Consider the following 26,893-nt stretch of genomic DNA (forward strand, 5'->3'; position numbering starts at 1 on the left):
CATGGCCCAGACAAATATTCAAAGTGGAACCTCCACCGATTCATCTCTCCGACGGCAGCTTGCTGAGTTTTGGTATTATTTCTCGGAAAATCGTGGTGCCGTCATCGGCCTGGCAGTTTTCATATTGCTGATTATAACGGCTATTTTTGCACCATGGATTGCCCCGCACGGCCCGGCAGATCAGTACCGCGATGCTGTACTCCTGCCACCAATCTTCCAGGAAGGCGGACGTGCAGGCTATCTGCTTGGAACAGATGCCGTTGGTCGAGATATTCTCTCGCGTCTGATTTACGGCGCGCGCTATTCACTGTTTATCGGCATTGTCGTCACCTGTATCGCGCTTGTCGGCGGTATTTTTCTAGGTGTTATCGCTGGCTATTTCCGTGGTTGGGTCGATACAGTTATTATGCGCCTGATGGATGTCATCCTGGCCTTTCCATCATTGTTGCTTGCTCTGGTTCTGGTAGCAATTATCGGGCCGGGATTGACCGGGGCAATGATCTCCATCGCGCTGGTGTATCAACCGCATTTCGTGCGTTTGACCCGCGCTGCGGTGATGGCCGAAAAGACGCGTGATTATGTGGTGGCCGCAAAGGTTGCCGGTGCTGGTCCGCTGCGATTAATGTTCAAGACGATCCTGCCTAACTGCATGGCACCGCTGATTGTTCAGGCGACGCTCTCATTTTCCAATGCGATTCTTGACGCTGCAGCACTGGGCTTCCTGGGTTACGGTGCTCAGCCACCGGCATCGGAATGGGGAACAATGCTGGCCGATGCACGTGAATTTATCGCAAGCGGTCAATGGTGGGTGGTAACGCTGCCCGGTCTCGCAATTCTGATTACAGTGCTTGCTATCAATCTCGTCGGTGACGGATTGCGCGATGCGCTTGATCCAAAACTGAAGAGGAGCTGAACATGAGCAAGCTACTCGAAATCAAAAATCTTTCTGTCGGCTTCGATACCAGCAATGGCATGTTTATGGCCGTCCAAGGCATTGATTTATCGGTCGAAGCTCGCGAAGTCCTGGCAATTGTCGGTGAATCCGGTTCTGGAAAATCCGTTGCGATGCTGGCTGTTATGGGGCTGCTGCCCAAATCAGCAACAGTGACTGCCGATAGCATGACATTTGATGGTCACGACATGCTGACAATGACGAGCAAACGTCGGCGTGAAATCATCGGGCGCGACGTTGCGATGATCTTCCAAGAGCCTATGGCGAGCCTTAATCCGTGTTTCACTGTTGGATTCCAGCTGGAAGAAGTTCTGCGGGTTCATATGAAACTCGACAAAAAGGCAAGGCGAGCCCGTGCCATAGAGCTCTTTAAACAGGTCGGTATCCCGACCCCGGAAGAGCGGCTCAACTCTTATCCGCATCAGATGTCGGGCGGGCAGTGCCAGCGCGTCATGATCGCTATCGCGATTGCGTGCAATCCAAAGCTGCTGATCGCAGATGAGCCAACGACCGCGCTTGACGTTACCATCCAAAAGCAAATTCTCGATTTGCTTGTTCGTCTTCAAGCCGAGCATGGCATGGGATTGATTATGATCACGCATGATATGGGCGTAGTGGCTGAAACTGCTGATCGTGTAATCGTTCAGTATAAGGGCACCAAGATGGAAGAGGCCGATGTGCTGACGCTTTTTGAGGCGCCCAAGAGCCCATATACCCGCGCATTGCTTTCCGCTCTTCCCGAAAATGCGACCGGCGATCGACTTTCGACCGTGGCTGATTTCATGAAAAACGAAGCAGCCAATGCAGGAGCTGCATCATGAGCGAGATTGTACTCGAAGGCCGCAATATCGTACGCGAGTATCACGTTGGCGGTGGCCTGTTTGGAAAGGCAAAGACTGTTCAGGCTGTAAAGGGCGTGAACTTCACTGTTGAGAAGGGCAAGACGCTTGCAATAGTGGGCGAAAGCGGATGCGGAAAATCGACACTTGGTCGTATTCTGACGCTGATCGATCCGCAGACATCTGGCGAATTGCTCATTGACGGCAAGCCTATCAATATTGCCAAAGACAAGGTGACGACCGAAATGCGCCGCAAGGTGCAGATCATTTTTCAGAATCCTTATGGTTCGCTGAATCCACGTCAGAAGATTGGTGAAGTTCTAGGCGAACCATTGCTGCTGAATACCAAGAAGACCGCTGCAGAGCGGCGCGAACTTGCCATGCAGATGCTGGTAAAAGTAGGCCTTGGCCCTGAACACTATAATCGCTACCCGCATATGTTCTCCGGCGGCCAGCGTCAGCGTATCGCCATAGCGCGCGCACTGATGTTGAGCCCAAGCCTGCTTGTTCTGGACGAGCCGGTTTCTGCGCTCGATCTTTCGGTGCAGGCGCAGGTTCTCAATCTACTTGCGGATCTGCAGGATGAGTTCAACTTGACTTATGTTTTCATCAGTCATGATCTGTCGGTGGTTCGTTATATCGCCGATGACGTTATGGTCATGTATTATGGTGAGGTGGTTGAATACGGTACGCGCGACGAGGTGTTTTCAAACCCGCAACACAGCTATACCAAGACGCTGTTTGCGGCGACGCCGAAATCTGACGTGGAGAGCATCCGAGCGCGTATTGCAAAGAAAAAAGCTGCCGCTTGAGTGAAGCCCGATTTGCAATCGGGCATTTACTCATTGAGCTTCAACAGGAGGAATGTCCGTGAGCAAAAAGCAGTCGATTTCATCTGCCCCGACAGATGGCAGCAAGGTGCAGATTTTCTGGACAGATGAAGATGGGCAGGAAAACCAATCCATCGGGCAGTATCGTTCGTTGGATCGCCTCAAAGTTACCGGCGGTCAGTGGGATGAGACCGATGCCGGATGGTGGGTATTTACCGATTCCAGCACGCAGAAAAAGGTAACGCCAACGGGATGGATGCCTGCTGGCAAATCGGATGAGTCCGAAGAAAACGAAGAAGAATAGCAAGAGCGGCGCTAAGTCCGGAAGTTAGGACGGACCTGACTATTTCTTCTGATGTTTGAGCAGACCGCGAACAATATCGTCAGCGGAAATCATGCCAAGAATAGCGCCTTTTTCGACAACGCCGACATCACCGCTATTCTTAGCCACTGCCTGCATCACATCCCGCACAGGTGTATCGGGCCGGGCAGTGGCCGCGAATGGCCGGTCACCGCGTGAACGGTCAAGTGGAACCATGATGTCGGCCGCTGTAAGCACTCCAAGTGGATTCATATTGGCAACGAAATCCGCCACATAATCATCTGCCGGGTTTAGAAGAATATCCTGCGCTGTTCCGCACTGAATTATGCGGCCACCTTCCATGATGGCAATGCGATTGCCGATTTTCATCGCTTCATCAAGGTCGTGACTGACAAACACGATTGTCTTCTTCAGTCGATCCTGCAAGCTCAATAGCTCGTCTTGCAGCCTGTTGCGAATGAGAGGATCAAGGGAGCAAAACGGTTCGTCCATTAACAGGATTGGAGCTCCGGTCGCAAATGCGCGGGCAAGGCCCACACGTTGTTGCATGCCGCCCGAGAGCTCTCCAACCTTTCGCTTGGCCCAGTCTTTCAAATTGACCAGTTCAAGTTGCTGTTGAACGGCGCGCGCGCGCTCTTCCTTCGGCACTCCGGAAAGCTCCAGTCCGAAACCGACATTCTCCTCAACGGTACGCCAAGGCAAAAGTCCAAACTGCTGGAAGACCATCGACACCAGATGTTTGCGCAGGTTGCGCAAAGTCGTCTTGTCCGCCTTGCCTACGTCGATTGACTGCCCGTCATTATGAACGACGACTGAACCACGTGAAATAGGGTTGAGACGGTTGATAGCGCGCAGCAATGTGGACTTGCCAGAACCGGATAGGCCCATAAGGACCAGTATTTCGCCTTCGGCAATGGTCAGCGAACAGTTGTGAACGCCCAGAACATGACCGGTTTCAGCCTGAATCTCCGACCTGCTTTTTCCCTGGTCAGCCAAGGCCAGTGACGCGTCGGTCCGTTTGCCGAAAATAATGCAGACTTGATCAAGTGTAATAGCAGTCATTCACCTTGCTCCTTGCCGGGGCGGAAAATGCGGTCAAGCACGATGGCAACGACCACGATGACGAGACCGGCTTCAAAGCCAAGAGCGGTATTGACCGAATTAAGGGCACGGACAACCGGAACGCCAAGACCGTCGGCGCCAACCAGCGCGGCGATAACAACCATGGAAAGCGACAGCATAATGGTCTGGGTGAGGCCTGCCAGAATCTGCGGCATGGCATAGGGCAATTCAATCTTCCACAATAGTTGCCGCGACGAAGCGCCAAAGGCTTCCCCAGCTTCGACCAAATGCAGCGGGGTCGATGAGACGCCAAGATGGGTCAGGCGAATGGGGGCAGGTAGTACAAAGATTGCGGTGGCAAGCAGGCCCGGCACCATGCCAATGCCGAAGAACACGATGGCGGGAATAAGATAGACGAAGGTTGGCAATGTCTGCATCAAGTCCAGCACAGGGCGAATTGCCGAATAAAATTTGGGTCGATGCGCGGCAATGATACCAATAGGGACACCGATACCCATGCAAAGGATGCAGGAAGAAAGCACCAGGGTGAGGGTTTCCATCGTCTCGTCCCAGTAGCCCTGGTTAACAATGAAGAGAAATCCCACAATCGTAAGAATGGTGACCGCAATTGAACGCCGCAAGGCATAGGCAACGGCAGCAAATATGGCGATCATAACCAAAGGGTGAGGGTATTTCAGCACGAACATAAGTCCGTCAATGAAACTTTGCATCACCATTGCAAGTCCGTCAAAGAACCCGGCAAAGTTGGTGGTGAGCCAATCGACGACGGCCTTAGCCGTCTTGCCGACTGGAATCTTGTCTTGTGTCAGCCAGTCCAACCGAACTATCCCTCTGTCGTTCTATCAATAAGCGGAAAAAGCCTCCCGGCCGGTTGGCCGGGCGGCACTTGTTTCATGCTCTTGTTGCACCGGCTTAAAGGCCGAGCTCTGCCTTGACAGCGGGGAGACCATCTTTGCCGTCATAGGTAGTGACACCAGCCAACCACGCATCGAGAACACCCGGATTGGCTTTCAACCATTCCGTTGCAGCGTCGGCAGCATCTTCCCCGTCATCCAGGATTTTGCCCATGATCTCGTTTTCCATGGGTAGCGTAAATTTGAGATTGGCAAGCAGTTTGCCAACATTCGGACATTCGGTTGTGTAGCCGGTGCGAACATTGGTATGGACTTCAGCGCCACCAAAATTAGGGCCAAATACGTCGTCGCCACCAGAGAGATAGGCGAGCTTGAAGTTGGCATTCATTGGATGCGGTTCCCAGCCGAGGAACACCACAGGCTTTTCGGACTTGGTATCTTTCGCAACTTGGGCGAGCATGCCTTGCTCGGATGACTCGGCAAGCTGGAAACCCTTCAGGCCAAACTGGTCTTTCGAAATCATGTCAAGGATGAGGCGATTGCCGTCATTGCCAGGCTCGATACCATAGATCTTCCCGCCGAGATCATCCTTGAATTTGGCGATATCCTTGAAATCCTTCAGGCCCTTGTCATAAAGATATTGTGGCACGGCAAGCGTATATTTCGCGCCGGTCAGGTTCGGACCGAGGTCCTCAACGGTCTTGTTCTCAATATAGGGTTTGATATCAGCTGATTGCGTTGGCATCCAATTGCCAAGAAAAATATCAATGTCTTTTTTGCCGAGGGAGGCATAGGTCACAGGCACCGACAGGACTTTTATGTCGGTGCTGTAGCCAAGCGCCTTAAGCACTTCGGCTGTTGTTGCGGTTGTGGCGGTCACATCAGTCCAGCCGACATCGGCAAAGCGTACGTTTTTACAGCTCTCAGGTTCGGCAGCCAAAGCGGTGCCCGCCGAAAGCACCAAAGCCAAGGTAACAGTCAATTTGGACAGAGTTTTCATATTTGTTTTCCCCTTCCGGCTTTTCCCGGCATTCAATCTGCTGAACCAAGCATCAAACGGGCAGCCATTCAAGCATAGGCGCGCATAAATCCGGTCAAATAGCGACAGTTGTTGATATTCCACAAAAAGTGAACGCTGTACTCATGCTGTGGCTTCAAGCCAGAACGCAAGTCTGGTTAAAGCGGTTATGGCAAAATTATACTTCAGTTATTCGGCAATGAATGCCGGTAAATCGACACTTCTCCTGCAGGCTTCTCACAACTATCGAGAGCAGGGTATGCGAACCATACTGTTCACTGCCGGTCATTATGCAGAAAATGGTGTGGGGAGAATAACATCAAGGCTTGGCGTCAGTGCACCTGCCGAACTTTATTGGGACGATGACGATCTGTTTGCACGAATCAAGGATGCGAATGATGAAGCTCCGCTCAGTTGCGCATTTGTTGATGAGGCGCAATTTCTGACCAAGGAACAAGTGTGGCAGCTTGCCCGCGTAGCTGACAGATTGAACATTCCAGTTATGTGTTTTGGTCTTCGTACCGACTTTCAGGGAAAGCTCTTTCCTGGTTCCTCTGAACTCCTCGCGATTGCCGATACATTGCGTGAAATCCGGACAATCTGCCATTGCGGAGCCAAGGCCACCATGGTGGTGCGTAAGGACCAAACCGGCAAGGCGCTCACTGAAGGAAATCAGGTTGCCATCGAAAAGTCTGTCTATGTTTCGCTCTGCCGTAAACATTGGGAAGATGAAACCGGACATTCTTTATAGGGCAACCGTATAATTAGCCGATATTCTTCGCTTGCAAGTCCGCTCCCGCCGTTGTCATCTGGCTGCAGGCATTGTTTGACAAGATGTAATTGCTATATGCAATCGGGATCATGGTTGATATTTCAATTACGCAATAGGGGAGATTTATAATGGCGAGTTTGCAAGATTTCGACGCTGAGATTGAAAAGACCAAAACAATGGTCAACGACATGCGTGCGAAGATTGATCAGTCCAGCGTTGTTCTCGATAAATTCGCCAAAGCAGATGCAAAGATTGGCGCCACCGACTTTGACATCGAGAATGCGCGCATCGACGACGTGTTGCGCCAGCAAAAGGCAATGGAAGGCAATATTGCCGAGTTGATTATCGGCCTGGAGGATGCCACCAACATTTTCGGTACAGAATTCGAAAGCATGAAGGGCTATTCGGGCTGGGAAAAATTTATTGGCGTGTTTTCCAAAGACAAGATGCAGCGTCTGCGCTCCGATAGGGTGCGCAACATGTCGCTCGCGGGCAATCTTCAGGAGCTTCTTACCAAATCAGATCGCATCGTCGGTATTTTGAAAGAGCAAAAAGTTGTTCTCGATGCCCGGTACAAAACCTCGGAAAACAGCCTGGCAACAGTGATTGAGCGCCGCAAGACCACTATTGCTACGCTTGAAGCGACTCAAAAGCGTATCGAAGAACTTAATCCGCTATTGCTTGATATCGAAAACCGCATTGCCGCGTCGACCGATCAAGGGACACGGGCGCAACTTGAGGGAGAGCGTTCCAAGCTCGCCACCGAGTATAATGAACGTCAGGCCAAGGAACAGGAACTGCTGGCTGAGAGCCAGACTCTTGAACGCTATACCTCGATGTTCCAGACATTTGTTGACTCGCTCAACAATCAGATCGCCGCTCAAAGCACGCTGATCAACAAGCTAGCTATCGATACCGAACAGCGCATTGTGCTTTATAAGGCTCTGGAGGACTCTCTCAAGACTGCAGCTCAACAGGACGTTGCCCACAAGATCAACACGCTTGGCAGTCAGGTGGACAAGGCGGCCGAGGAAACCATGGCTGGTGTTGGTGCCGCTGCACAAAAACACATTGGCGACCTTCTCGAGATGCACGAAAAGAACATGGTCAGTTCGCAAGATATTCAGCGCCGCAAGAAGCTTGCAGATGATGCATTTGCCCGCAGATTCTCTGAAGTGCTCAAAAAACATAATTCTGCCGATTACGTTCAGAGTTAATTCATGGCGGAGAATGCAGATCTGGCGGCGGCGGAACGTTACTTCGGTGCAATCCGTGCAGCATTGGATGGGCTTGAAGTTTTCCTGAACAATCAAGACTCGCCGCTTTACAAGCATGATCTGGTTGCTCAGACCGTTGCAGAATATCTCGAGCGGCTGGACGCATCATTTGAGTGCTGGCGTAACAGGCTTGGCTTTACAGAGCGCTTCCGCATATCCAAGGCGGAAAGCGGCTTTCCCGTATTCCAGAACGTGCTGGAACTGGAAAATGACAAGAAGGAAGCAAAGGGACGACTTGCTGCCATATCGCCGGTGGAAACATTGCGCAGCGAGATGGTGGATTTCATCCTGCGCCACCGCGAGTTTCCGCGAGATTTACAAAAATCCATAGCTGAGCGCATCTATCTGGAGACAGTTTTGAAAGGCGAGGTTTTTTCGCCATTCGTACTTCCCACAACGATCCGTGTTTCAGTAAATCCAAAGACAATGCGTCCGTTTTACATCGTGCATTGGGGAGCCTTCGATGGTGCTTCGAACCTCCCGCTGATCTATATGGCAGTCATTGAGGATTCTTCGGAAGACATCGTCGAAACACTGGTCCAGAAGGATGGAAAGCTCAATCCCAAAGTCAAAATTCCACTTCCAGTGGGTGGTTTGCTGAACCCCGATCTGGCAAGCCGTTTCGATGATTTTGCGGCGAAAAATTCCGCCTATTCACTATCCCCCGTAACAATCGCGATGAGCCTAGACAAGGATTTCCCAGAATTGCACCCCAAGCAATTGCGCCGAATTGTTCTAGGCCCATTCTATACGGCGGGGATCACAGAGCATAACCAGAAAGTTGCAGATGTGCTTGAGCGTGTCCGTCGGCCTGAAGACGCGTGGCTGTTGACCTGGACTATGCAGGAAGTGTTCTCGACAGCCGAGAAACCGGGAAAACGCGGCATCTGGTCTTCAGAACCGTCTCGCGAAGAATTTCATATTAATACTGACGATCTGGAAGCCACCCGACAGGGTGTAAGTTACTACGAGCAGCACGCTCTGGTTCCTCATGAAGCATATCAGGCGCTCTACGCCTCTGGGGAAGCATCGCGGATTTTTACCGGCTTTGAAACGCATATCCTGTCGAATGGGCAGGTTATCAGCGGCATTTAAAAGGACTGAGTTCATGGATGTCGGCCTGACGACGATTGAAGAAAAAGATATCGACAAACACCTTCCGGTTGCGAACGCAATGGTGACGCGATTTGTTTCGCTGGAAACCAGCGAGGGGCAGTCGGGCACCGAGATCGCGGGCACTGGCCGTCGTTTCGTTTCGACAGTCTCGACTGGCGGGCTACGCAAGACGCGTGAGGTCGAATTTGCCAAAACTGTGCAATCTGTGCGGGCGGATGACCCGATGTTGTCGATCGCCCAGCACACATTGTTGTTCAGAGCGCGACGCGGCGTCGCTATTGCTCTTGCCGTAGCGGATGTCTTTGGAAGGCAGAGCGACTTTGAAAGCCTGATGGCGCGCAATGCCTCTGCGCCGCTGCAGGGTGAGGAGGCCAGCCATTTCAAACGTCTCCTATCAGCGGCATCCTACATTGCGGCATTTTCTCTGTCTGCCTATCTGGCCCAATTAATCGAAGCGGACGGGGAGCCTGCAAATGATATTGCCGAGCCGGATTTCCTGTTTGACACGTCGCAGGATGCATTGAAGTCAGTAATCGCTGGACTGGATCGCGCCATAAGCGGGGTAAAGGACGAACAGACAATGCTGGCTCGAGCCAAGGCCTTTGCAGCGCTCAGTATTGACGGGCTTTTGCAGCGAAAGGGTCGATTTGAAGGGCTGGGCAGTTTTGATGACATGCACCTGCGGCTGGATAGCGACGATTTCACATTGGATGGCTTCGACGTAGCGCCGTCAAAAAAACGCACGCCGCTGGTCATGACGTTCAGAAAGCCGAGCGAAGTTGTCGGCAATCACATCGCCAAATATCAGGCGTTAAAATTATCCAAAATGCTGATGGCTTATGATTTTGACAGACAGCTCAACCCGTTCGTGGAACTCGGTGGATTCCTGTTCACATTCATTGGCGACGGCGCACCGGGTACGGGTAAAACAACACTGATCCAGATGATAGCGGGACTCGTCAACGATTACTGTCAGGTTGCTGGCTATGCCTTTCATTACGAAAACTTTGGTGTAGACCAGATATCCTCATATCAAGGCAAATCGGGTCAGAACTGTAAGCAGTTCGTTACCAATGTTCTCAATCCGCGTACCATCGGTTTCGGTACGATCGACGATATTGATCAGGTCGCCGCCAAGCGCTCGGATGACCGGGCTTCATCGGGCCAGCATGAGATAACCGGCGTTCTGATGGAAGCTTTTGCAGGTGCTTCGACTGTTGTGAGAGGCAACTGCTCTTTCGGCATGTTCTCCAACTATCCGGAGAATGTCGATGATGCGCTGCGCCAGCGCGCTGGTGCTCGTTGGCTGGTTGATGGTCCACAGACACGCGACGACTATATTGACATCTTTGCGCTGCTGGCAGGTAAGAACCACAAGATTCCGCTTGGGGACCATAAGCTCTATGAAGCACAGCAAATTCAACGTGCGGTGGAGACTGCATATGAGGAATTGTCGAAGCCACAAGAAGATGGGCTGAAAGTCGTCTACGACCGTTTCATAAAGGATAATGGCCAACCCGAAACATTGTCCGATGTTGGCACATATCTCCATATGATCAAAGAGCGCGAACCGCGTTTCACGGGACGTGCGATCAAAAACGTCACCGATGCAATCAAGATGCGGGCAATGGATGTCGAGCTGCCGGACGAGTGGTTTGAAAAACCCGAAACGTTCATGCACAAGAATTATGATGATAAGAAAGCGATGATTGAGGCGCTGCGTAAACCGTTCACGATGGATATGGTGTTACAGGAAATCAATCGTTATGCGGATTCGGAATTCCGCTATGCCGACAAGTCCGACGATGCCGCCATCGACAAAATGGTGCGTGATGCAAGGCTGCGCGAGCGTGCAGTCAAGGAAGTCGAGGCGTTGAAAGCCAAGGGGCAATGGGAAGCCTGATGGAACTGCTCTACCAGAATGATCTGATCTATGGGCGGTTGTTGAAAATTGACCAGCCGCACCTTGTTGAGCGGTACAATAAAGCGCTTCAATCCTTTGGCTTTCCAGCTAGCAAGCTGAATGAGTTCGACATTGACAGAACAGGATTCTCGCCACAGATCGCCGAAGAACTGAAGGATCCCGCTTATCTTGATCCGAATGGCGTGAACAGGCGCTTCATTATCCTCACGCCGTCGCAAGCCGACTTGCCTGTTGTTCACACGCAATTCTCCAATACGTCGCAATTGATGTACGAGTTTTTTTCGAGCAATGCCCGGGCGATTAATGCGCTGACTATCAAGGATGTCCTTTACGGCGAGATCGAAGATTCGGTTTCGGTTGTCTCTGATATCGAAGATCTGCTTTCCATTAATCAGGTCGAGTTTCGCGTGCTTTCAGCGCAAAACGTTATGGCGCAGGCGTCTGAGCTGCGCTTGCTGGCCGACCGCCTCAAAGATGAGCCTGACGCATGGCGCGACAATGCAATGCTGGAGCGTATGGTCGAGCTTGCCAAAGTCACGGGTGATATCCGCGAAAACTCGCTGGTTCCCGACAAGGTGCTTTTCAGGCACAGCGCCTTTTGGACCAGTCATTTTGGCGGGGTCTATATTTTTGTCGATGACAATACGACCACTGTTATCGGGAATCCTGAAGCACCAGGTTTCCGGCGCTCGCGTCCCTGGCAGGTCAATTATATTTCGGTCAAGGATGCCGAGCAGGTTTTCCAGTTCCTGAGCACGACGTCGCGTATTGAATTGCCGCGTGCATCGTGGATTGAGCAATCCGGTTATCTGGAAAATCGCGGCGAGATGATTATCCGTCACCTGATCCAAACGCTGGAGCCAGAGCGTGATTTAAAGAATATCGACCGGATTTGGCTGCAAACATGGATCCATGCCAATGCCAGCCTGATCAATCATGATGGCACATGGCCATTTCTCAACGCAGTGAAGCGGGAGATCGGACAATCCGGCCAGTTAAATATATCTGAAACTGATCCGTCGCGGCGATTTCTTGTTGTCCGAGCGTTGCCCAAGCATCCTGATGCATGGCTGGTGAATCAGCTGATCAGTGATTTTGTGCCTTGGGATTTTCTGTCGCGCTATGTGTTTAACAAGCCCGGTTTTTATGCCGATTATCAACGCTGGAGCCTTCCTTATCAGGAACACGTTGTCGATATTCTCAAAACAACCTATTTGAAGGACAAGGAAGGGCTGCGAAAGCGGCTCTATGGACTTGACCAGTGAAGGAAACAGGATGCTCGAGCCCGTAGTTAATTTTTTCAGCCGAATATTCACCTATATCGGACGTGGTATCGGGTTTATTGTCGGTATCCTCCTGTGGCCATTCATGTGGGCGGGCAGCTGGTATACGCAGAGGGGTTTTATTCTCAAGATTGTGGTGGGCCTTGCTCTTCTCCTCTGGCTGGGTCTTTACGGTTATTTCTTTTACAACACGCAGGCCTGGACCAATTTTAATCCGGATTATGTTGCGTCCTACAATTTCAAGAATCAGACAGCGCCTGCTGGCGAGCCATTGGCTGCGCCCGCTGCAGCTGCGACGACGGGCACAAATGTTTCCAAGACCTGTGCTCGTTCCGCAATTGTAACAGTCACTGCGGATTTGACGGATTTCAACGTCAACCAGAATGCCTGGATCTCCTCGATGCTGCTCTACAAGCTCGGATTTTTCGGTATGGATTGGGACAGGACGCCATTTCTTGATAACAAGGCATCCTTTCAACGTGGTATCAATTCAGCCGTCCGCCGAACGGGTATAGAGTTGGTCGATACGTTGGGGCGCGTTCGTGGCACCTCACAGATCGATGGTGACCTGCAAAAGGCTCGCGGTAATCTGCAGTTCACCGAGGATGCATGGTATTTCGGCCTCAATCCATTTGGTCCGAAAACGCCGACGCCAAGCTATTACCGCTCGGCTGTGAATGATCTGCGCACATTCAATACAAAGCTGGAAAACTGCAACGCGATCTTCGACGCGCGTGCGGATAATCTGATTCAGTTTATCGATCGTATCGCCAATGATATCGGTGCCACATCAGCTATCCTGAAAGATCGTTCCGAAAATCACAATAATGGCTGGTTCGATACGCGTGCCGATGATCGTTTCTGGTTCGCCTATGGTCAGCTCTACGCTTATTACGGCTTGATGAATGCTGCACAGGTCGATTTCAGGCAGGTGCTGGATGAAAAGCATCTCACGCCCCTGTGGGACGGTATGGACGGCCAATTGCGCTCTGCTCTGGCTATTCAGCCCTGGATCATCGCCAATGGCAGCGAAGGGGGCTGGCTGTTGCCAAACCACCTAACGACCATGGGTTTCTATATTTTGCGCGTCCGCTCGAACCTGATCGATATCAAGCAGGTGCTGCAACAATAAGCGGGCTTTGATAGGTGAGGCGGGCTTAGCCCCGTCTCTTCTCAATCAAACCGGCAGGGCCGATGTTTCCTTAACTTCTTCCATGACCGCATAAGTATGGGTTTCGCGAACGCCCGGTAGCGAAAGCAGCGCATCGGAAAGAAAACGCCGGTAATGCTCCATATCGGCGACACGGGCTTTGATCAAATAGTCGAACCCGCCGGCGACCATATGACATTCCATCACGTCCGGGTTACGGCGCGTTGCTGCGGCGAAAGTTGCGAAAACGTCCGGTGTGGTGCGATCCAGCTTGATCTCGACAAAAACCAGCATTGCGCGATCGAGCTTTTTCGGCGACAATTTTGCTGTGTACCCAAGTATATAGCCGTCACGGGATAGGCGTTTCACCCTTTCGGTTGTCGCTGTTTGGGAAAGGCTGATACGTTCGGATAATTCAGTATTGGATAGCCTTCCATCTTTTTGCAGCTCGCGCAGAATCCTGCGATCGAGACTGTCCAAACTCTTCATCTCTAAAAAATTCCCCATTTTAGTTTTTTACTCTGATTAGGCTGTTTTTATTGGTGAGAATAACCAGCTGGAATAGATTATATGGAAAAAATCAATAAGGGGAAGCCTGATGACTAACCATTCGCCATCCACCCAAGATTTTTCCGCGCCCTATGCTGTCGATGATCAGCAATTGGTCGCTGATTTGCTGCACACCATTGCGCTTTCCGAACCGGTAAACCGGCGTATCGACGAGCGTGCCAGTAAATATATCGCGACGATCCGCAAAGAAGCGAATGGCATTGGCGGCGTCGAGGATTTTCTTCGCGAGTATGGACTTTCGACGCGTGAAGGCTTGGCCTTGATGGTGCTTGCCGAAGCACTCTTGCGCGTGCCGGATGCTGCTACACAAGATAAGTTGATTGAAGACAAACTCAAGCAGGGCCACTGGTCCGAGCATGAGCCGAGCGGCGATACGTGGTTCGTTTCTGCCTCAGCTTGGGCACTTGGCCTTTCCGCTAAAGTTATCAAGCCAGGTGAAACGCCGGAGGGTGTATTATCGTCACTGGTCAAGCGGATCGGGCTGCCAACTGTTCGCACCGCCACCAAACAGGCTATGCGTTATCTTGGTCATCACTTTGTACTGGGCGAAACCATCAAGGACGCCTTGAAACGTGCCGGTACAAACGAAGCTAAGGGCTATCGCCATTCCTTCGATATGCTGGGGGAAGGCGCGCGGACACGTAAGGATGCGCAGGGCTATTTCAAGTCCTATTCAGATGCGATTGATGCCATTGGCCGCGCTACGGGCAATAAGAAGTTGCCGGATCGTATGGGGATTTCTGTCAAACTGTCAGCGCTGCATCCGCGTTATCTTGCAACACACCATGATCAGGTCATGGCTGAATTGGTGCCCGATCTTTTGGCTCTGGCGCAAAAGGCGAAGTCCTATGATTTGAACTTCACGGTTGACGCGGAAGAGGCGGACCGGCTTGAGCTGTCTCTGGATGTGATTGACCGCGTTTTTGCTGATCCGTCACTGCATGGTTGGGACGGGTTCGGCCTTGCCATTCAGGCTTATCAGAAGCGTGCTCTCGCGGTCATCGATCACGTTGACAAGCTTGCCGCCCGCCATGACCGCAAGATGATGGTGCGGTTGGTCAAGGGCGCCTATTGGGATACTGAAGTGAAGCGAGCCCAGGAGCGCGGTCTCGCCGACTATCCAGTATTTACGCGCAAGCCTGCGACTGACGCTTCTTATATGGCCTGCGCCAAGCGTATGCTTGATGCTCGACCGCGGATTTTTCCTCAGTTTGCGACCCATAATGCGTTAACAGTCGCAATGATTCTGGAAATGGCCGGAGACGACAAGACTGGTTTTGAGTTTCAACGCCTGCATGGCATGGGTGAAAGTCTTTATAAGCAGATCACCGAAAAGAATGACAAGATTGCTTGCCGCATATACGCGCCAGTAGGTGGATATCGCGATCTTCTAGCCTATCTCGTGCGCCGTCTGCTTGAGAACGGGGCAAATTCCTCATTTGTTTCGGTGGTTGGCGACAATAATGTGCCGATTGCCGATCTTCTGGTTCGTCCTACCGAGAAGCTGAATGACGGCAAGGGCTATCGTCATCCCAACATTCCGATGCCTCTGAAACTTTACGGCAAACGCACAAATTCGGCCGGTGTCGAACTTGGCGACAGGAAAGCATTGGCAGGTCTCTTATCGGGCATTGCTAGGGCATCCAAAAGCGTCAAGGCCGTTCCATTGATTGACGGAAAACCATCGGGAAAAACGCAGGACGTGATTTCTCCCGTTAATGGTGCAACGATCGGTTCGGTTGTTTTTGCAACCGCCGAAGAGGCAGCGAAGGCTGTCGGCATTGCACGCAAGGGCTTTGTTTCATGGTCTCGCACTGCGGTTGAAACACGCGCAAAGGCACTGGAAAAGGCGGCTGATCTGCTTGAAAGCAATCGTGATCAAATGCTTGATCTTTTGTCGCGGGAGGCTGGAAAAACTCTTGATGATGGCATTGCAGAAATCCGAGAAGCAGTCGATTTTTGTCGATACTATGCTGCTGAGGCCCGCCGCCAGTTCGCAGCGGACAAAATAATGCCTGGTCCGACGGGCGAAGATAATAAGCTTCGCCACCGGGGACGCGGTGCATTTGTGTGTATCAGCCCGTGGAATTTTCCCCTGGCAATTTTCCTGGGACAGGTAACGGCTGCGCTTGCTGCAGGTAACAGTGTGCTTGCCAAGCCGGCGGAGCAGACGCCGCTTATAGCCTATGAGGCGATCAGAATCCTGCACGAAGCGGGCATTCCGAAAGATGCACTTCTGTTCGTACCGGGTGATGGTTCGGTTGGTGCGGCACTGACATCTCATGTGGACATTGCCGGGGTTGCCTTCACGGGCTCTACTGACACGGCTTGGGCTATCAACCGCACGCTGGCTGCAAAGAAGGGACCCATTGTACCGCTCATTGCAGAGACAGGGGGTCTCAATGCTATGATCGTTGACGCAACGGCTCTGTCAGAGCAAGTGGCTGATGATGTCGTCATGTCAGCTTTCCGTTCGGCAGGCCAACGCTGTTCAGCGCTGCGTATTCTCTACCTTCAGGAGGATATTGCGGACAATATGCTCCATATGATCGAGGGAGCTGCAAAAGAGCTGGTTCTCGGTGACCCGGCATTGGCATCTACTGATGTTGGACCAATTATCGACCGCGACCAACGCAACATGCTGCGCGATCACATCGAGGCAATGCGCAAAACTCAGAAGGTTCGTTTTGCAGGCGAGGCGCCGAGCGATGGCTTGTTCTTTGCGCCGCATATTGTTGAGCTGGATAGAGCCGATGCCTTGCAGCGCGAGGTATTCGGCCCCGTTCTGCATGTCGTCCGCTGGAAAGCAAAGGATCTGGATAAGGTGCTCGACCAGATTGCGTCGACCGGTTATGGCCTGACCTTCGGGCTGCACACACGTATCGAAGCAACGGTCGCGAAAGTCATCGACAGGCTCGACATTGGAAATATCTACGTGAACCGCAATACGATTGGCGCTGTTGTAGGAACTCAGCCTTTCGGCGGATCGGGTCTTTCCGGCACCGGGCCGAAAGCTGGTGGGCCGTCCTATTTAACGCGGTTTGCACTTGAGCAAGTCGTTTCCGTTAACACGGCTGCTGCTGGTGGAAATGCCAGCCTTATTGCCATGGGCGAATAGCAGCAAATGGGGATAGGCGTGTTCGGCCTATCCCCATTTCATGTACAGAATGCTATTGACGTTGTTAAACATTGGGGAAACGTCAATGGCCACCGTCAAGTCCGATATTGAGATTGCTCGCTCCGCTACCAAAAAAACGATTTTAGAGATTGGTGCAACGATCGGCATTCCGCCGGAACGTCTGGTGCCCTACGGCCATGACAAGGCCAAACTGTCGGCAGAGTTTATCCGCTCCAAGAAGGAGGGGAAGAATGGCAAGCTCATTCTTGTAACCGCCGTTAGCCCAACGCCCGCTGGCGAGGGAAAAACCACCACCACCGTTGGTCTTGGCGATGGCCTTAACCGCATAGGCAAAAAAGCGATCGTCTGTATCCGTGAAGCTTCGCTCGGTCCGTGTTTTGGTACCAAAGGGGGCGCAGCAGGCGGTGGCTATGCGCAAGTTATCCCAATGGAAGATATCAATCTGCATTTCACTGGCGATTTCCATGCCATAACTTCCGCGCATAATTTGCTCGCGGCAATGATCGACAATCATATCTATTGGGGCAATGACCTCAATATTGATACGCGCCGGATCACGTGGCGCCGGGTGATGGATATGAATGACCGCGCCCTGCGCGGCATTGCATCATCCTTGGGCGGTGTAGCCAACGGCTTTCCTCGCGAATCCGGCTTTGATATCACTGTTGCTTCGGAAGTTATGGCAATCCTATGTCTTGCCGTTGATCTTGCCGATCTTGAGAAGCGTCTTGGCGATATCATCATCGGCTACAGATTTGATCGAAGCCCTGTATATGCTCGGGATTTAAAGGCGGACAAGGCTATGGCCGTTCTGCTGAAAGATGCGATACAGCCCAATCTTGTGCAAACGCTTGAGAATAATCCAGCCTTCGTGCACGGCGGACCGTTCGCAAATATTGCGCATGGCTGCAATTCGGTTGTTGCAACGACAACGGCTCTAAAACTGGCTGATTTTGTTGTCACAGAAGCAGGGTTCGGCGCGGATCTGGGCGCTGAAAAATTCTTTGACATCAAGTGCCGCAAAGCTGGCTTGAAGCCTGCCGCTGCCGTTATTGTCGCCACGGTTCGGGCGATGAAAATGCATGGCGGCGTTGCCAAAGTCGATCTGGGGGAAGAGAATGTCGCGGCGGTTAAATCCGGCTGTGCCAATCTCGGGCGTCATATGGAAAACGTCCGGCAGTTTGGCGTGCCGGTGATCGTTGCGATCAATCATTTTACTGCGGATACCGAGGCTGAAATCGAGGCGGTCAAAGCTTTTGTGGCTGCTCACGGTGCGGAAGCAGTGTTGTGTAAGCATTGGGCGCATGGTTCGGCAGGCATAGAGGAACTCGCGCAGAAAGTTTCGGCACTGGCAGAAGGCGGATCGGCACAATTTTCGCCACTCTACGAAGATGAGCTTTCCTTGTTTGATAAAATCGAAACAATTGTAAAACGGATCTATCGCGGGGCAGAAGCAGACGCCGATGCCAGCGTTCGTGACCAACTGCGCCGCTGGGAGGAGGCAGGTTACGGCCATCTTCCGGTTTGTATGGCAAAAACGCAATATTCGTTTTCAACAAACCCTGATTTACGCGGTGCGCCAGTCAATCATGTTGTGCATGTGCGCGAGGTGCGGCTCTCGGCTGGAGCGGGCTTCGTTGTGGCAATATGCGGTGAAATCATGACTATGCCAGGCCTGCCAAAGTCTCCATCGGCGGAGCGTATTCATCTCAACGCTGATGGCTTGATCGAGGGCCTATTTTAGACCTTAGGCGCACAAGTGATTTTTGCAGTTGCAAGCGGCCCAATGTAACGATAACAATCGTCGCCATGAACACATGCATTTTCTCAACTGGCTGGTGGTGGGCTCGCTTTTAGCGGCCGCGCAGCCTTTTGCATGTTTGTGAAAAAGGACAGGGCCGCAACGGGTTTTCCGGGCGGCCTTTTTGTTTGACCGCTTGAATTGCCCTGAATGCCGAATGCAACAAAGGATTTGACGATGCATAGAATTGAGGGCCAGTTGGAAATATTCGATACAAAGGGTGGAGTGACAATCACCCGTTCGCGGGTGGCAACAGCCTATGCCAGCGCTATCGATAGCTATATTGATGCGTTGGACGAGCGCCGTGGCGCCGTCTTTTCCTCCAATTATGAATATCCGGGCCGCTATACGCGGTGGGATACAGCGATCATCGATCCTCCTGTTGTAATTACCTCAAATGGACGGCACATGACCATTGAGGCGCTGAACAAGCGCGGTGAAGTGCTTCTTCTGCCCATTAAGCAAGCCATGGAAAAGCTTGAGGAAATAACAATCAGCTCGACCAGCGAGACGAAGCTGGAGCTGGAGATTGCGTTGCCGACGCGCGCATTTACCGAGGAAGAGCGCTCACGCATTCCTTCGGTGTTCACCGTTCTACGCGGCATTGTTGCGCTGTTCTTTACCGAAGATGATGCAAATCTCGGTCTTTATGGTGCTTTCGGCTATGATCTGGCTTTCCAGTTTGACCCGATCGAGTACAAGCTGAAACGACCGGACGATCAGCGCGATATCGTGCTTTATTTGCCCGATGAGATTTTGGTCGTTGATCACCATGCTGCCAAGGCTTGGCTGGACCGTTACGACTATGCTTATGAAGGAAAATCGACGGAGGGGCTGCCACGCGACACTGCCAAAAAGCCGTTTGAACCTACCGACATTATTCCAGGCAGGGGCGACCATAATCCGGGCGTCTATGCGGAATTGGTCAAGAAGGCCAAGGAAAGTTTCATGCGTGGCGATCTTTTTGAGGTCGTGCCGGGACAGACTTTCTATGAGCGTTGCGAAACCAAGCCATCGGTAATTTCGCGAAGGCTGAAGGCGATCAATCCCTCGCCTTATTCGTTCTACATCAATCTAGGTGACAACGAATATCTCGTCGGAGCCTCGCCTGAAATGTTTGTTCGGGTTGTCGGCCGCCGCATTGAGACTTGCCCGATTTCCGGGACTATCAAACGTGGTGAAGATGCCATCGCTGATGCCGAGCAAATCATCAAACTGCTGAACTCCAAGAAAGACGAATCCGAACTTACCATGTGCTCGGATGTCGATCGCAACGATAAAAGCCGTGTCTGTGAGCCGGGCTCAGTTCGCGTTATTGGCCGCCGCCAGATCGAAATGTATTCGCGCCTAATTCATACTGTTGATCATATTGAAGGCCGTCTGCGCGAGGACATGGACGCTTTCGACGGGTTCCTTTCCCATGCATGGGCAGTTACCGTTACCGGAGCGCCAAAGCTATGGGCGATGCGATTTATTGAGGAAAATGAACGCAGCCCGCGTGCATGGTATGGCGGTGCCATTGGCATGGTCAATTTCAACGGTGATATGAACACCGGCCTGACGCTGCGGACCATCCGCATCAAAGATGGCATCGCACAGGTGCGGGCAGGCGCGACCTTGCTGTATGATTCGATACCGGAAGAGGAAGAGGCCGAAACAGAACTGAAAGCATCGGCGATGATAGCGGCCGTACGTGACGCCCATAAGAGCAATATCGTTCCTGAAGAGCGTGCCGTTGCTCGCGTCGGTGAAGGATTGCAGATTTTGCTGGTCGATCACGAGGATTCTTTCGTGCACACTTTGGCGAACTATTTCAGACAGACCGGAGCCATTGTTACCACTGTCAGAACGCCCGTGCCGGAAGAGATATTTGACCGCATCAAGCCAGATCTTGTGGTTTTATCACCTGGCCCAGGGACGCCGACCGACTTCGACTGCAAGGCGACAATCAAGAAAGCTCGTACACGCAACTTGCCAATATTCGGTGTTTGTCTTGGATTGCAGGCTTTAACTGAAGCCTATGGCGGAAGTCTGAGGCAGCTTCACGTGCCTGTGCATGGAAAACCCTCGCGCATCCGCATCACCAAACAAGGCAGGATTTTCTCGGGGCTGCCCAAGGAAGTAACGGTGGGCCGTTACCACTCAATTTTTGCCGATCCGGTACGTCTCCCGGATGATTTCATCGTGACAGCTGAAACAGAAGATGGTGTCATCATGGCTATCGAGCATAAGCACGAACCCATTGCAGCGGTGCAATTCCATCCGGAATCGATCATGACACTGGGGCACAATGCTGGTATGCGCATGATTGAAAACGTCGTGGCTCATTTACCGCGCCGTGCGAAGGAACGAGCGGCTTAGAGCGAGAAATTCAGCATGATAGATACACGCTCGGCAGTTAACGGCGAGACGACAGTTCGCCGGTTGGCATTCTGGTCGATTTTTATCGGCATCGCCGTGCTCGGTCTGAAATATGCCGCCTATCATGTTACGGGATCGGTAGCGCTTTATTCTGACGCATTGGAGTCGATTGTAAATGTGGTTGCCGCTTTGGCAGCATTCTGGGCAATTCTGCTTAGCCATAAGCCTGCTGACCAGAATCACCCCTATGGTCATCACAAAGCGGAATATTTTTCAGCCGTTATCGAAGGGGTGCTGATTATTCTGGCTGCCTTGCTCATCTTGCGTGAAGTTTGGGTGGCTTGGGAAACACCCAGAAGTTTGGATGAACCTTGGCTAGGTCTTGCCATCAATGGCGGGGCCTCACTGATCAATGCGATTTGGGCTTCGCTGCTACTTAGAAGCGGGCGCAAGCATCGCTCCCCGGCGCTGATTGCTGACGGCAAGCATATTATGACGGATGTGGTGACATCGCTTGGTGTGTTCATTGGTCTCGTTGGTGCGGTTGCGACCGGATGGACAATCCTCGATCCGCTGTTGGCGGTTATTGTTGCCGTGAACATTCTCTGGCAGGGCTGGCGCGTGATCAGCAATTCCGTCCAAGGATTGATGGATGGCGGGGTGTCTACGGATGAAACCATGCGCATCCGCGATATCATATCGGCAAATGCTGGAGGTGCCTTGGAGGTTCATGATTTGAAGGCCCGCGTGGCCGGGCGTATGACCTTCATTGAGTTCCATCTTGTTGTGGACGCAAACATGTCTGTTCGAGATGCGCACATTATTTGCGACCGTATAGAAAACGCTTTGATGCACCACATTCCTGAAGCCAGCGTCGTGATCCATGTCGAGCCAGAAGATGAGGCAAAACTGCCGATCGGCACGGCTGCCGTTCCTTTTGCCTGATCCGTTGAAAGGATTGAAATTCTCATGAATGCACCCCGGGTTCACGTTAAATCGACTGAGCTTCTTTCAGATAATTGGGGAACTCTCACCAAATATACGTATAATTTTTTACGTCGCGACGGGCTTGTCGAAACACAAACTCGCGAAGTTTATGATCGGGGCAATGGGGCGGTGGTTTTGCCCTATGATCCGGTACGAGGAACAATTTTGCTGACAAGGCAATTTCGGCTGCCAGCTTTCGTGGTCCATCAGGAGCCGATGCTGATTGAAGCCTGTGCTGGCCTGCTTGATGACAATGATGCTGAAACCACTGCCCGCAAGGAAACGGAAGAGGAATTGGGCTACCGGCTTCGCGATATTGAGCGTGTCTTTGATCTGTTTATGAGTCCGGGCAGCGTGACCGAGCGTCTGGCATTCTTTATCGCAATCTACGATCCTACGGATAAAGTTTCCGCCGGTGGCGGACATGAACACGAGGGCGAGGACATTGAGGTCCTAGAGGTGACGCTTGATGAAGCCATGACGATGATTGCCGAACAGCGTATCGTCGATGCCAAGACAATCATCCTGCTCCAGCATCTCAAATTGAAGCAATTATCGCGCTGACCGGCTCTTTTTGGTGCAGTCGCGCAACATCGCGTCACGTAATATTTCAAGCCGTCATGATTTTGTTACAATTATATTGACATAGAAGACGCGCTGGTTGAAACCTCGTCCAGCAATGCGAATTCTCCGAACAGGATCAAGCGTAAAAGCGCGAAGTTGGGGACAAGTTCATTTGGTAAAGCGTCAGTTCCGAGGCTGGAATTGATAGCCAACACGCATGGCAGTGCCAGCGGACGACCGCGGCTGTTTACAAATTTAGTTAACCTTTAAACACTAGGATTAGCTTATGGGTAAACCTTATTTCTATGCACTTGTTGCTGGTCTATCGATGATCGTTCTGGCACAGCCTTCCTATGCACGTAGCACTGCTGATTGCGACAAGCTGCAATCGGGCAAACCCGAAATTTTATCTGCAAATATTGATAACCAGCCTGATGCGGGCAAGAATGTTGTCGCGGATGCCTGCCCAACAAAGGGCAAGGTTGTCTCCCAGGCTCCGGAAAAATTGAAGCCCATCAACATCCTAGCAACTGGTGGTACAGGTATTTTGAAAAAGGCAGTGAAAGGCGAACTTCAATTTCAGAACGAAGGTTCGCTTCATGAGGATATGTCCTTTAAATATCGTATCTACCGCCCGGAAACGCCGAGCGGCGATACCATGGTGCTTTTGCACGGCTCGGGTCAGGATGAAACCAGCCTGGTATCATTCGCCTCCAAAATTGCACCGGACGCTTTGTTGCTCGCCGTTCGCGGCCGTGTCGTCCAAGATGGGTCAAATCGCTGGTATCGCCGATTGTCGCCAGTGAGCTTCGACCAGACGGATATTCGTTCAGAAGCCGAAGCCTTTGCTGGTTTCTTCACCCAAGCTGCATCAAAATATAAGATCGACATCAACCGCACCACGTTTCTTGGTTATTCAAACGGTGCAAATCTCGTCAATTCGGTCATGATGCTCTATCCGGACCTCGTGAAGCAGGCAGTGCTATTGCGTTCAATGCCGGTCTTGACGGGCTCTATAGATGCCAATCTGGGCAAGGCCCGGGTGCTGACAGTATCTGGCGCATCCGATCAGCTTTATGCCCCTTATGCTCCTGCACTGGAAGATATGTTGCGCTCGCACGGTGCTCGTGTGGAGGCGCGCTCGATCAAGTCTGACCATGGCCTTGGCAAGGATGACGTGAAGGTTGTCAGCGAGTGGCTTTCTGGTGCAACGGCTTCGCTAAAAAAATAACGGCTTTCTTAAGAGCTCTTGCATCCGAGCCGACACTCGTTTAGGTGTTTGCTCATGAAAATGCGCCCGACACAGATGTCCAATGCTCAGTCTGCCTTTGCAGGGCTGGCCAATCGCGCCTTTCTTCTACCGCTTCTACTCGACCTTATTGGCGATCGCCGGGCTCGTTGAAGGAGCGTCCGGCGGTCGAAACCGCCATGTGGCTCTCGCTCCTTATCCATTTACAACTTTAGCTCCAAGCCTAAAATAGTGCCATGATTGCGCCAGTTCAGCTGCGCACTTGGCCGGAAACGAGAAGCAGATGACTGACATTATAACATCCCGATCTGTCGCAGGAATGCCTGACGCAGCCAAGAAATATGAACCATATGCCTTCGTCGATCTCAAAGATCGTCAATGGCCATCCAAACGCATCGAAAAGGCACCGATCTGGTGTTCTGTGGATCTGCGAGACGGCAATCAGGCGCTTGTTGATCCAATGGGGCATGATCGCAAGGTGCGCATGTTTGCGCTGTTGCTTGATATGGGTTTCAAGGAAATCGAGATCGGATTTCCGTCAGCATCGCAGACCGATTTCGATTTTGCACGCTGGTGTGTGGAAGAAGGCAATCCCGGAGCGGATGTCTCGTTACAGGTGCTCGTCCAGTGCCGTCCGGAATTGATTACGCGTACATTTGAATCGCTGCAGGGTGCGCATAAACCCATCATCCATTTTTATAATTCCACCAGTGAATTGCAGCGCCGCGTGGTTTTCAACAAAGATGTAAATGGCATCAAGGCTATCGCAACCGATGCCGCAAAGATGATTACTGACATGGCAGCCAAAGCGGGTGGTGGCTTCCGGTTCGAATATTCGCCGGAAAGTTTCACTGGCACTGAACTCGAAGTGGCCTTGGAAATCTGCAATGCTGTAACCGAGATCGTCAAACCGACGCCGGACAACAAGTTGATTATCAATCTGCCGTCTACGGTCGAGATGTCGACGCCCAATATCTACGCTGATCGTATTGAGTGGATGTGCCGTCAGCTGGATAACCGTGAAAATCTGATTGTTTCATTGCATCCGCATAATGATCGCGGAACAGGCATCGCGGCCACGGAGCTCGGCCTGATGGCCGGAGCAGACCGTGTTGAGGGTACTTTGTTCGGCAATGGCGAACGTACTGGCAATGTTGATATCGTCACATTGGCACTGAACATGTTTACGCAAGGCGTGGATCCGGAAATTGACTGTTCCGACATTAATCGCATGAAGGAGGTCTATGAATATTCCAACCAATTGGTGATTCCGGAACGGCATCCCTATGTTGGAGAGTTGGTCTACACGGCCTTTTCGGGCTCCCATCAGGATGCGATCAACAAGGGCATGAAGGCCATTAAACAAGCCAATAAAAGCTTGTGGGAAGTGCCGTATTTGCCGATTGACCCGCAAGACGTCGGGCGCAGCTACGAAGCGATTATTCGCATCAATTCGCAATCGGGCAAGGGTGGCATCGCCTATATCTTGCAGGCGGATTACGGGTTGAACCTGCCACGCGGCATGCAAGTGGAGTTCCGTGAAGATATTCAAAACATCACGGACGGCGAAGGCAAGGAAATGCCTTCCAAGCGTATTTATGATCGCTTTCAGGAACTCTATGTCGATCAGCCCAACGCCAGACTCAAGTTCGTCGATCACCACACCTATCCGGACACGGAAAGAAAGGGTGTTCGCATTCTTTCAGCTGAGATAACCGACAATGGTGAAACCAAGCGTATCGAGGGCAGGGGAACCGGACCTGTTGATGGCTTCATCGATGCTCTTTCGCATTATCTCGGTTTCAAAATGTCGGTGGTGAACTATTCTGAACATTCGCTGCAGCATGGCTCAGATGCGGCGGCTATCAGCTACATGGAAATCGAGCATCCAGCAGGAAAAATCTTTGGGGCCGGTATCAATAAGAACATTGTGACGGCTTCGCTGGAAGGCATTGTTTCTGCAGCAAATCGCATTATTGCAAAATAGCAGAACAGAGCCTTTTCGGCTTAATTTTATCAGCTAATGAATTCGGGCCAATCCTTTGCTTAAGTCAAAGGGTTGGCCTTGTTTTGACAAGTTTCAGGTGCATTGGCGTGGCATGATTGCTAATAATTGAGCCCGGATTTTGTTCACACGCCGATCGATTTTCAGCTTGAAGGAATTGATGAAAGAGAATTCGAATCCACGCGACAGGTTGAGCCTTTCAGAAGCAGTGCGTGGCGCGCAGCTTGCGTCTGCGGATAGGAACGATGTTCTAACCGATACGAAAGAAGCTGATCTTGCCCGGATTGAAGTTCTTGCCCAGGATTTGCAGGAGGTTTTCGACGAAGTGCCAGTTGATGATCCGCAGTGGCAATTTGCTGTTTCAAAAGGCCAGCAGCCGCGCTTATGGATCGACGTCACGTCGCATGTCACCATGGCCCGGGATCGACGTACATATCGCTTTGTTCGCGATACGAGGAATGGCCGAATTCTCGTTGCAGAGTCCACCGAGGTAAGACCTGTGGCCGATGCGGTAACGCGTTATATTGCCGAGCGAATTGTCGAGAGACGGCAAATGATGGAAGGCAGCCGGGTCGGGTTGATCGAGCCGAAACCTGTAAAAGAAACACGGCAGATCGAACAATCCATGCAGCCTGCGGTAACCATTCCTGCCATCAAACAACCATCTCGTCTGAGTTCATTTATTACAGCGGCATACTGGTTCCTTATTGGAGCAGCCATTGGATCAGGAGCATTCGTGGTGTTTTTTTGGGACCGCGTTTCGAACTACTTCTAGTTCAACCCAGTCAACCCCATTT

22 protein-coding genes are annotated in these 26,893 nt (G+C 51.8%); 18 read left to right on the forward strand and 4 right to left on the reverse strand.

The window, feature by feature from the left end; translation table 11 throughout:
• Position 1: 1 nt before the first annotated feature.
• Genes V9K92_RS16320 through V9K92_RS16335 form a run of 4 tightly spaced genes read left to right on the forward strand, consistent with a single transcriptional unit; the run spans position 2 to position 2,925 of the window.
• A complete protein-coding gene (locus V9K92_RS16320; RefSeq protein ID WP_115052367.1) occupies positions 2 to 913 on the forward strand; it encodes an ABC transporter permease subunit in 912 nt (303 codons plus the stop codon).
• A gap of 2 nt (positions 914 to 915) precedes the next feature.
• Positions 916 to 1,773: an ABC transporter ATP-binding protein gene (locus tag V9K92_RS16325; RefSeq protein ID WP_115052368.1), complete on the forward strand. Its 858-nt coding sequence runs from the start codon at positions 916 to 918 to the stop codon at positions 1,771 to 1,773.
• Positions 1,770 to 2,603, forward strand: coding sequence for an ABC transporter ATP-binding protein (locus tag V9K92_RS16330; RefSeq protein WP_115052369.1), 834 nt, complete (start codon positions 1,770 to 1,772; stop codon positions 2,601 to 2,603). Before V9K92_RS16325 ends, V9K92_RS16330 begins: the two co-directional genes overlap by 4 nt.
• Positions 2,604 to 2,655: 52 nt before the next feature.
• A complete protein-coding gene (locus V9K92_RS16335) occupies positions 2,656 to 2,925 on the forward strand; it encodes a hypothetical protein (RefSeq protein ID WP_442958517.1) in 270 nt (89 codons plus the stop codon).
• A gap of 39 nt (positions 2,926 to 2,964) precedes the next feature.
• On the opposite strand, the gene choV is transcribed toward V9K92_RS16335, so the two are convergent.
• From choV to V9K92_RS16350, 3 genes are all read right to left on the reverse strand, one after another.
• The gene (gene choV / locus V9K92_RS16340; RefSeq protein WP_337354445.1) at positions 2,965 to 4,005 is read right to left on the reverse strand and encodes a choline ABC transporter ATP-binding protein; all 1,041 of its coding nucleotides are present in this window, start codon (positions 4,003 to 4,005) and stop codon (positions 2,965 to 2,967) included.
• Positions 4,002 to 4,844, reverse strand: coding sequence for a choline ABC transporter permease subunit (gene choW / locus V9K92_RS16345; RefSeq protein WP_115052371.1), 843 nt, complete (start codon positions 4,842 to 4,844; stop codon positions 4,002 to 4,004). Before choW ends, choV begins: the two co-directional genes overlap by 4 nt.
• 94 nt (positions 4,845 to 4,938) lie before the next feature.
• On the reverse strand, positions 4,939 to 5,880 hold the full coding sequence (locus V9K92_RS16350; RefSeq protein ID WP_115052372.1) for a choline ABC transporter substrate-binding protein: 942 nt from the start codon (positions 5,878 to 5,880) through the stop codon (positions 4,939 to 4,941).
• A 187-nt stretch (positions 5,881 to 6,067) separates the two neighbouring features.
• Here V9K92_RS16350 and V9K92_RS16355 point away from each other — a divergent pair, with 187 nt between their 5' ends.
• From V9K92_RS16355 to V9K92_RS16380, 6 genes are all read left to right on the forward strand, one after another.
• Positions 6,068 to 6,649 (forward strand): thymidine kinase, encoded by a 582-nt coding sequence (locus V9K92_RS16355; RefSeq protein ID WP_337354446.1) that lies wholly within the window; start codon positions 6,068 to 6,070, stop codon positions 6,647 to 6,649.
• 149 nt (positions 6,650 to 6,798) lie between these two features.
• Positions 6,799 to 7,887, forward strand: a complete 1,089-nt coding sequence (locus V9K92_RS16360) for a hypothetical protein (protein WP_337354447.1) — start codon at positions 6,799 to 6,801, stop codon at positions 7,885 to 7,887.
• A gap of 3 nt (positions 7,888 to 7,890) precedes the next feature.
• Positions 7,891 to 9,042, forward strand: coding sequence for a hypothetical protein (locus V9K92_RS16365; protein ID WP_337354448.1), 1,152 nt, complete (start codon positions 7,891 to 7,893; stop codon positions 9,040 to 9,042).
• 13 nt (positions 9,043 to 9,055) lie between these two features.
• Positions 9,056 to 10,966 (forward strand): AAA family ATPase, encoded by a 1,911-nt coding sequence (locus V9K92_RS16370; RefSeq protein ID WP_307279647.1) that lies wholly within the window; start codon positions 9,056 to 9,058, stop codon positions 10,964 to 10,966.
• Positions 10,966 to 12,252: a DUF6638 family protein gene (locus V9K92_RS16375; RefSeq protein ID WP_337354449.1), complete on the forward strand. Its 1,287-nt coding sequence runs from the start codon at positions 10,966 to 10,968 to the stop codon at positions 12,250 to 12,252. The genes V9K92_RS16370 and V9K92_RS16375 overlap by 1 nt, the downstream gene beginning before the upstream one ends.
• A 10-nt stretch (positions 12,253 to 12,262) precedes the next feature.
• On the forward strand, positions 12,263 to 13,402 hold the full coding sequence (locus V9K92_RS16380; RefSeq protein WP_337354450.1) for a DUF2333 family protein: 1,140 nt from the start codon (positions 12,263 to 12,265) through the stop codon (positions 13,400 to 13,402).
• 45 nt (positions 13,403 to 13,447) lie between these two features.
• On the opposite strand, the gene V9K92_RS16385 is transcribed toward V9K92_RS16380, so the two are convergent.
• Positions 13,448 to 13,909 (reverse strand): Lrp/AsnC ligand binding domain-containing protein, encoded by a 462-nt coding sequence (locus V9K92_RS16385; protein WP_115052381.1) that lies wholly within the window; start codon positions 13,907 to 13,909, stop codon positions 13,448 to 13,450.
• Between the two features lie 109 nt (positions 13,910 to 14,018).
• Between V9K92_RS16385 and putA the strand changes: the two genes are divergently transcribed.
• The 8 genes from putA to V9K92_RS16425 all read left to right on the forward strand — a co-directional run bounded on the left by putA (position 14,019) and on the right by V9K92_RS16425 (position 26,871).
• Positions 14,019 to 17,108 (forward strand): bifunctional proline dehydrogenase/L-glutamate gamma-semialdehyde dehydrogenase PutA, encoded by a 3,090-nt coding sequence (gene putA / locus V9K92_RS16390; RefSeq protein WP_337354451.1) that lies wholly within the window; start codon positions 14,019 to 14,021, stop codon positions 17,106 to 17,108.
• An 85-nt stretch (positions 17,109 to 17,193) separates the two neighbouring features.
• Positions 17,194 to 18,873, forward strand: a complete 1,680-nt coding sequence (locus V9K92_RS16395; protein WP_337354452.1) for a formate--tetrahydrofolate ligase — start codon at positions 17,194 to 17,196, stop codon at positions 18,871 to 18,873.
• A 234-nt stretch (positions 18,874 to 19,107) separates the two neighbouring features.
• Positions 19,108 to 21,291, forward strand: coding sequence for an anthranilate synthase (locus V9K92_RS16400; RefSeq protein ID WP_337354453.1), 2,184 nt, complete (start codon positions 19,108 to 19,110; stop codon positions 21,289 to 21,291).
• Positions 21,292 to 21,306: 15 nt separating this feature from the next.
• Positions 21,307 to 22,236: a cation diffusion facilitator family transporter gene (locus V9K92_RS16405; protein WP_115052384.1), complete on the forward strand. Its 930-nt coding sequence runs from the start codon at positions 21,307 to 21,309 to the stop codon at positions 22,234 to 22,236.
• Positions 22,237 to 22,260: 24 nt separating this feature from the next.
• Positions 22,261 to 22,842: an NUDIX domain-containing protein gene (locus tag V9K92_RS16410; RefSeq protein ID WP_337354454.1), complete on the forward strand. Its 582-nt coding sequence runs from the start codon at positions 22,261 to 22,263 to the stop codon at positions 22,840 to 22,842.
• A 286-nt stretch (positions 22,843 to 23,128) separates the two neighbouring features.
• Positions 23,129 to 24,073: an alpha/beta hydrolase gene (locus V9K92_RS16415; protein ID WP_307279618.1), complete on the forward strand. Its 945-nt coding sequence runs from the start codon at positions 23,129 to 23,131 to the stop codon at positions 24,071 to 24,073.
• A gap of 301 nt (positions 24,074 to 24,374) precedes the next feature.
• On the forward strand, positions 24,375 to 26,078 hold the full coding sequence (leuA, locus tag V9K92_RS16420; RefSeq protein ID WP_337354455.1) for a 2-isopropylmalate synthase: 1,704 nt from the start codon (positions 24,375 to 24,377) through the stop codon (positions 26,076 to 26,078).
• Positions 26,079 to 26,256: 178 nt separating this feature from the next.
• Entirely contained in the window at positions 26,257 to 26,871 is a 615-nt protein-coding gene (locus V9K92_RS16425; RefSeq protein ID WP_337354456.1) for a hypothetical protein, read from the forward strand.
• Positions 26,872 to 26,893: the final 22 nt, after the last annotated feature.

The sequence above is a fragment of the Phyllobacterium sp. CCNWLW109 genome (genome assembly GCF_037203905.1).
Taxonomy (GTDB): domain Bacteria; phylum Pseudomonadota; class Alphaproteobacteria; order Rhizobiales; family Rhizobiaceae; genus Phyllobacterium; species Phyllobacterium ifriqiyense.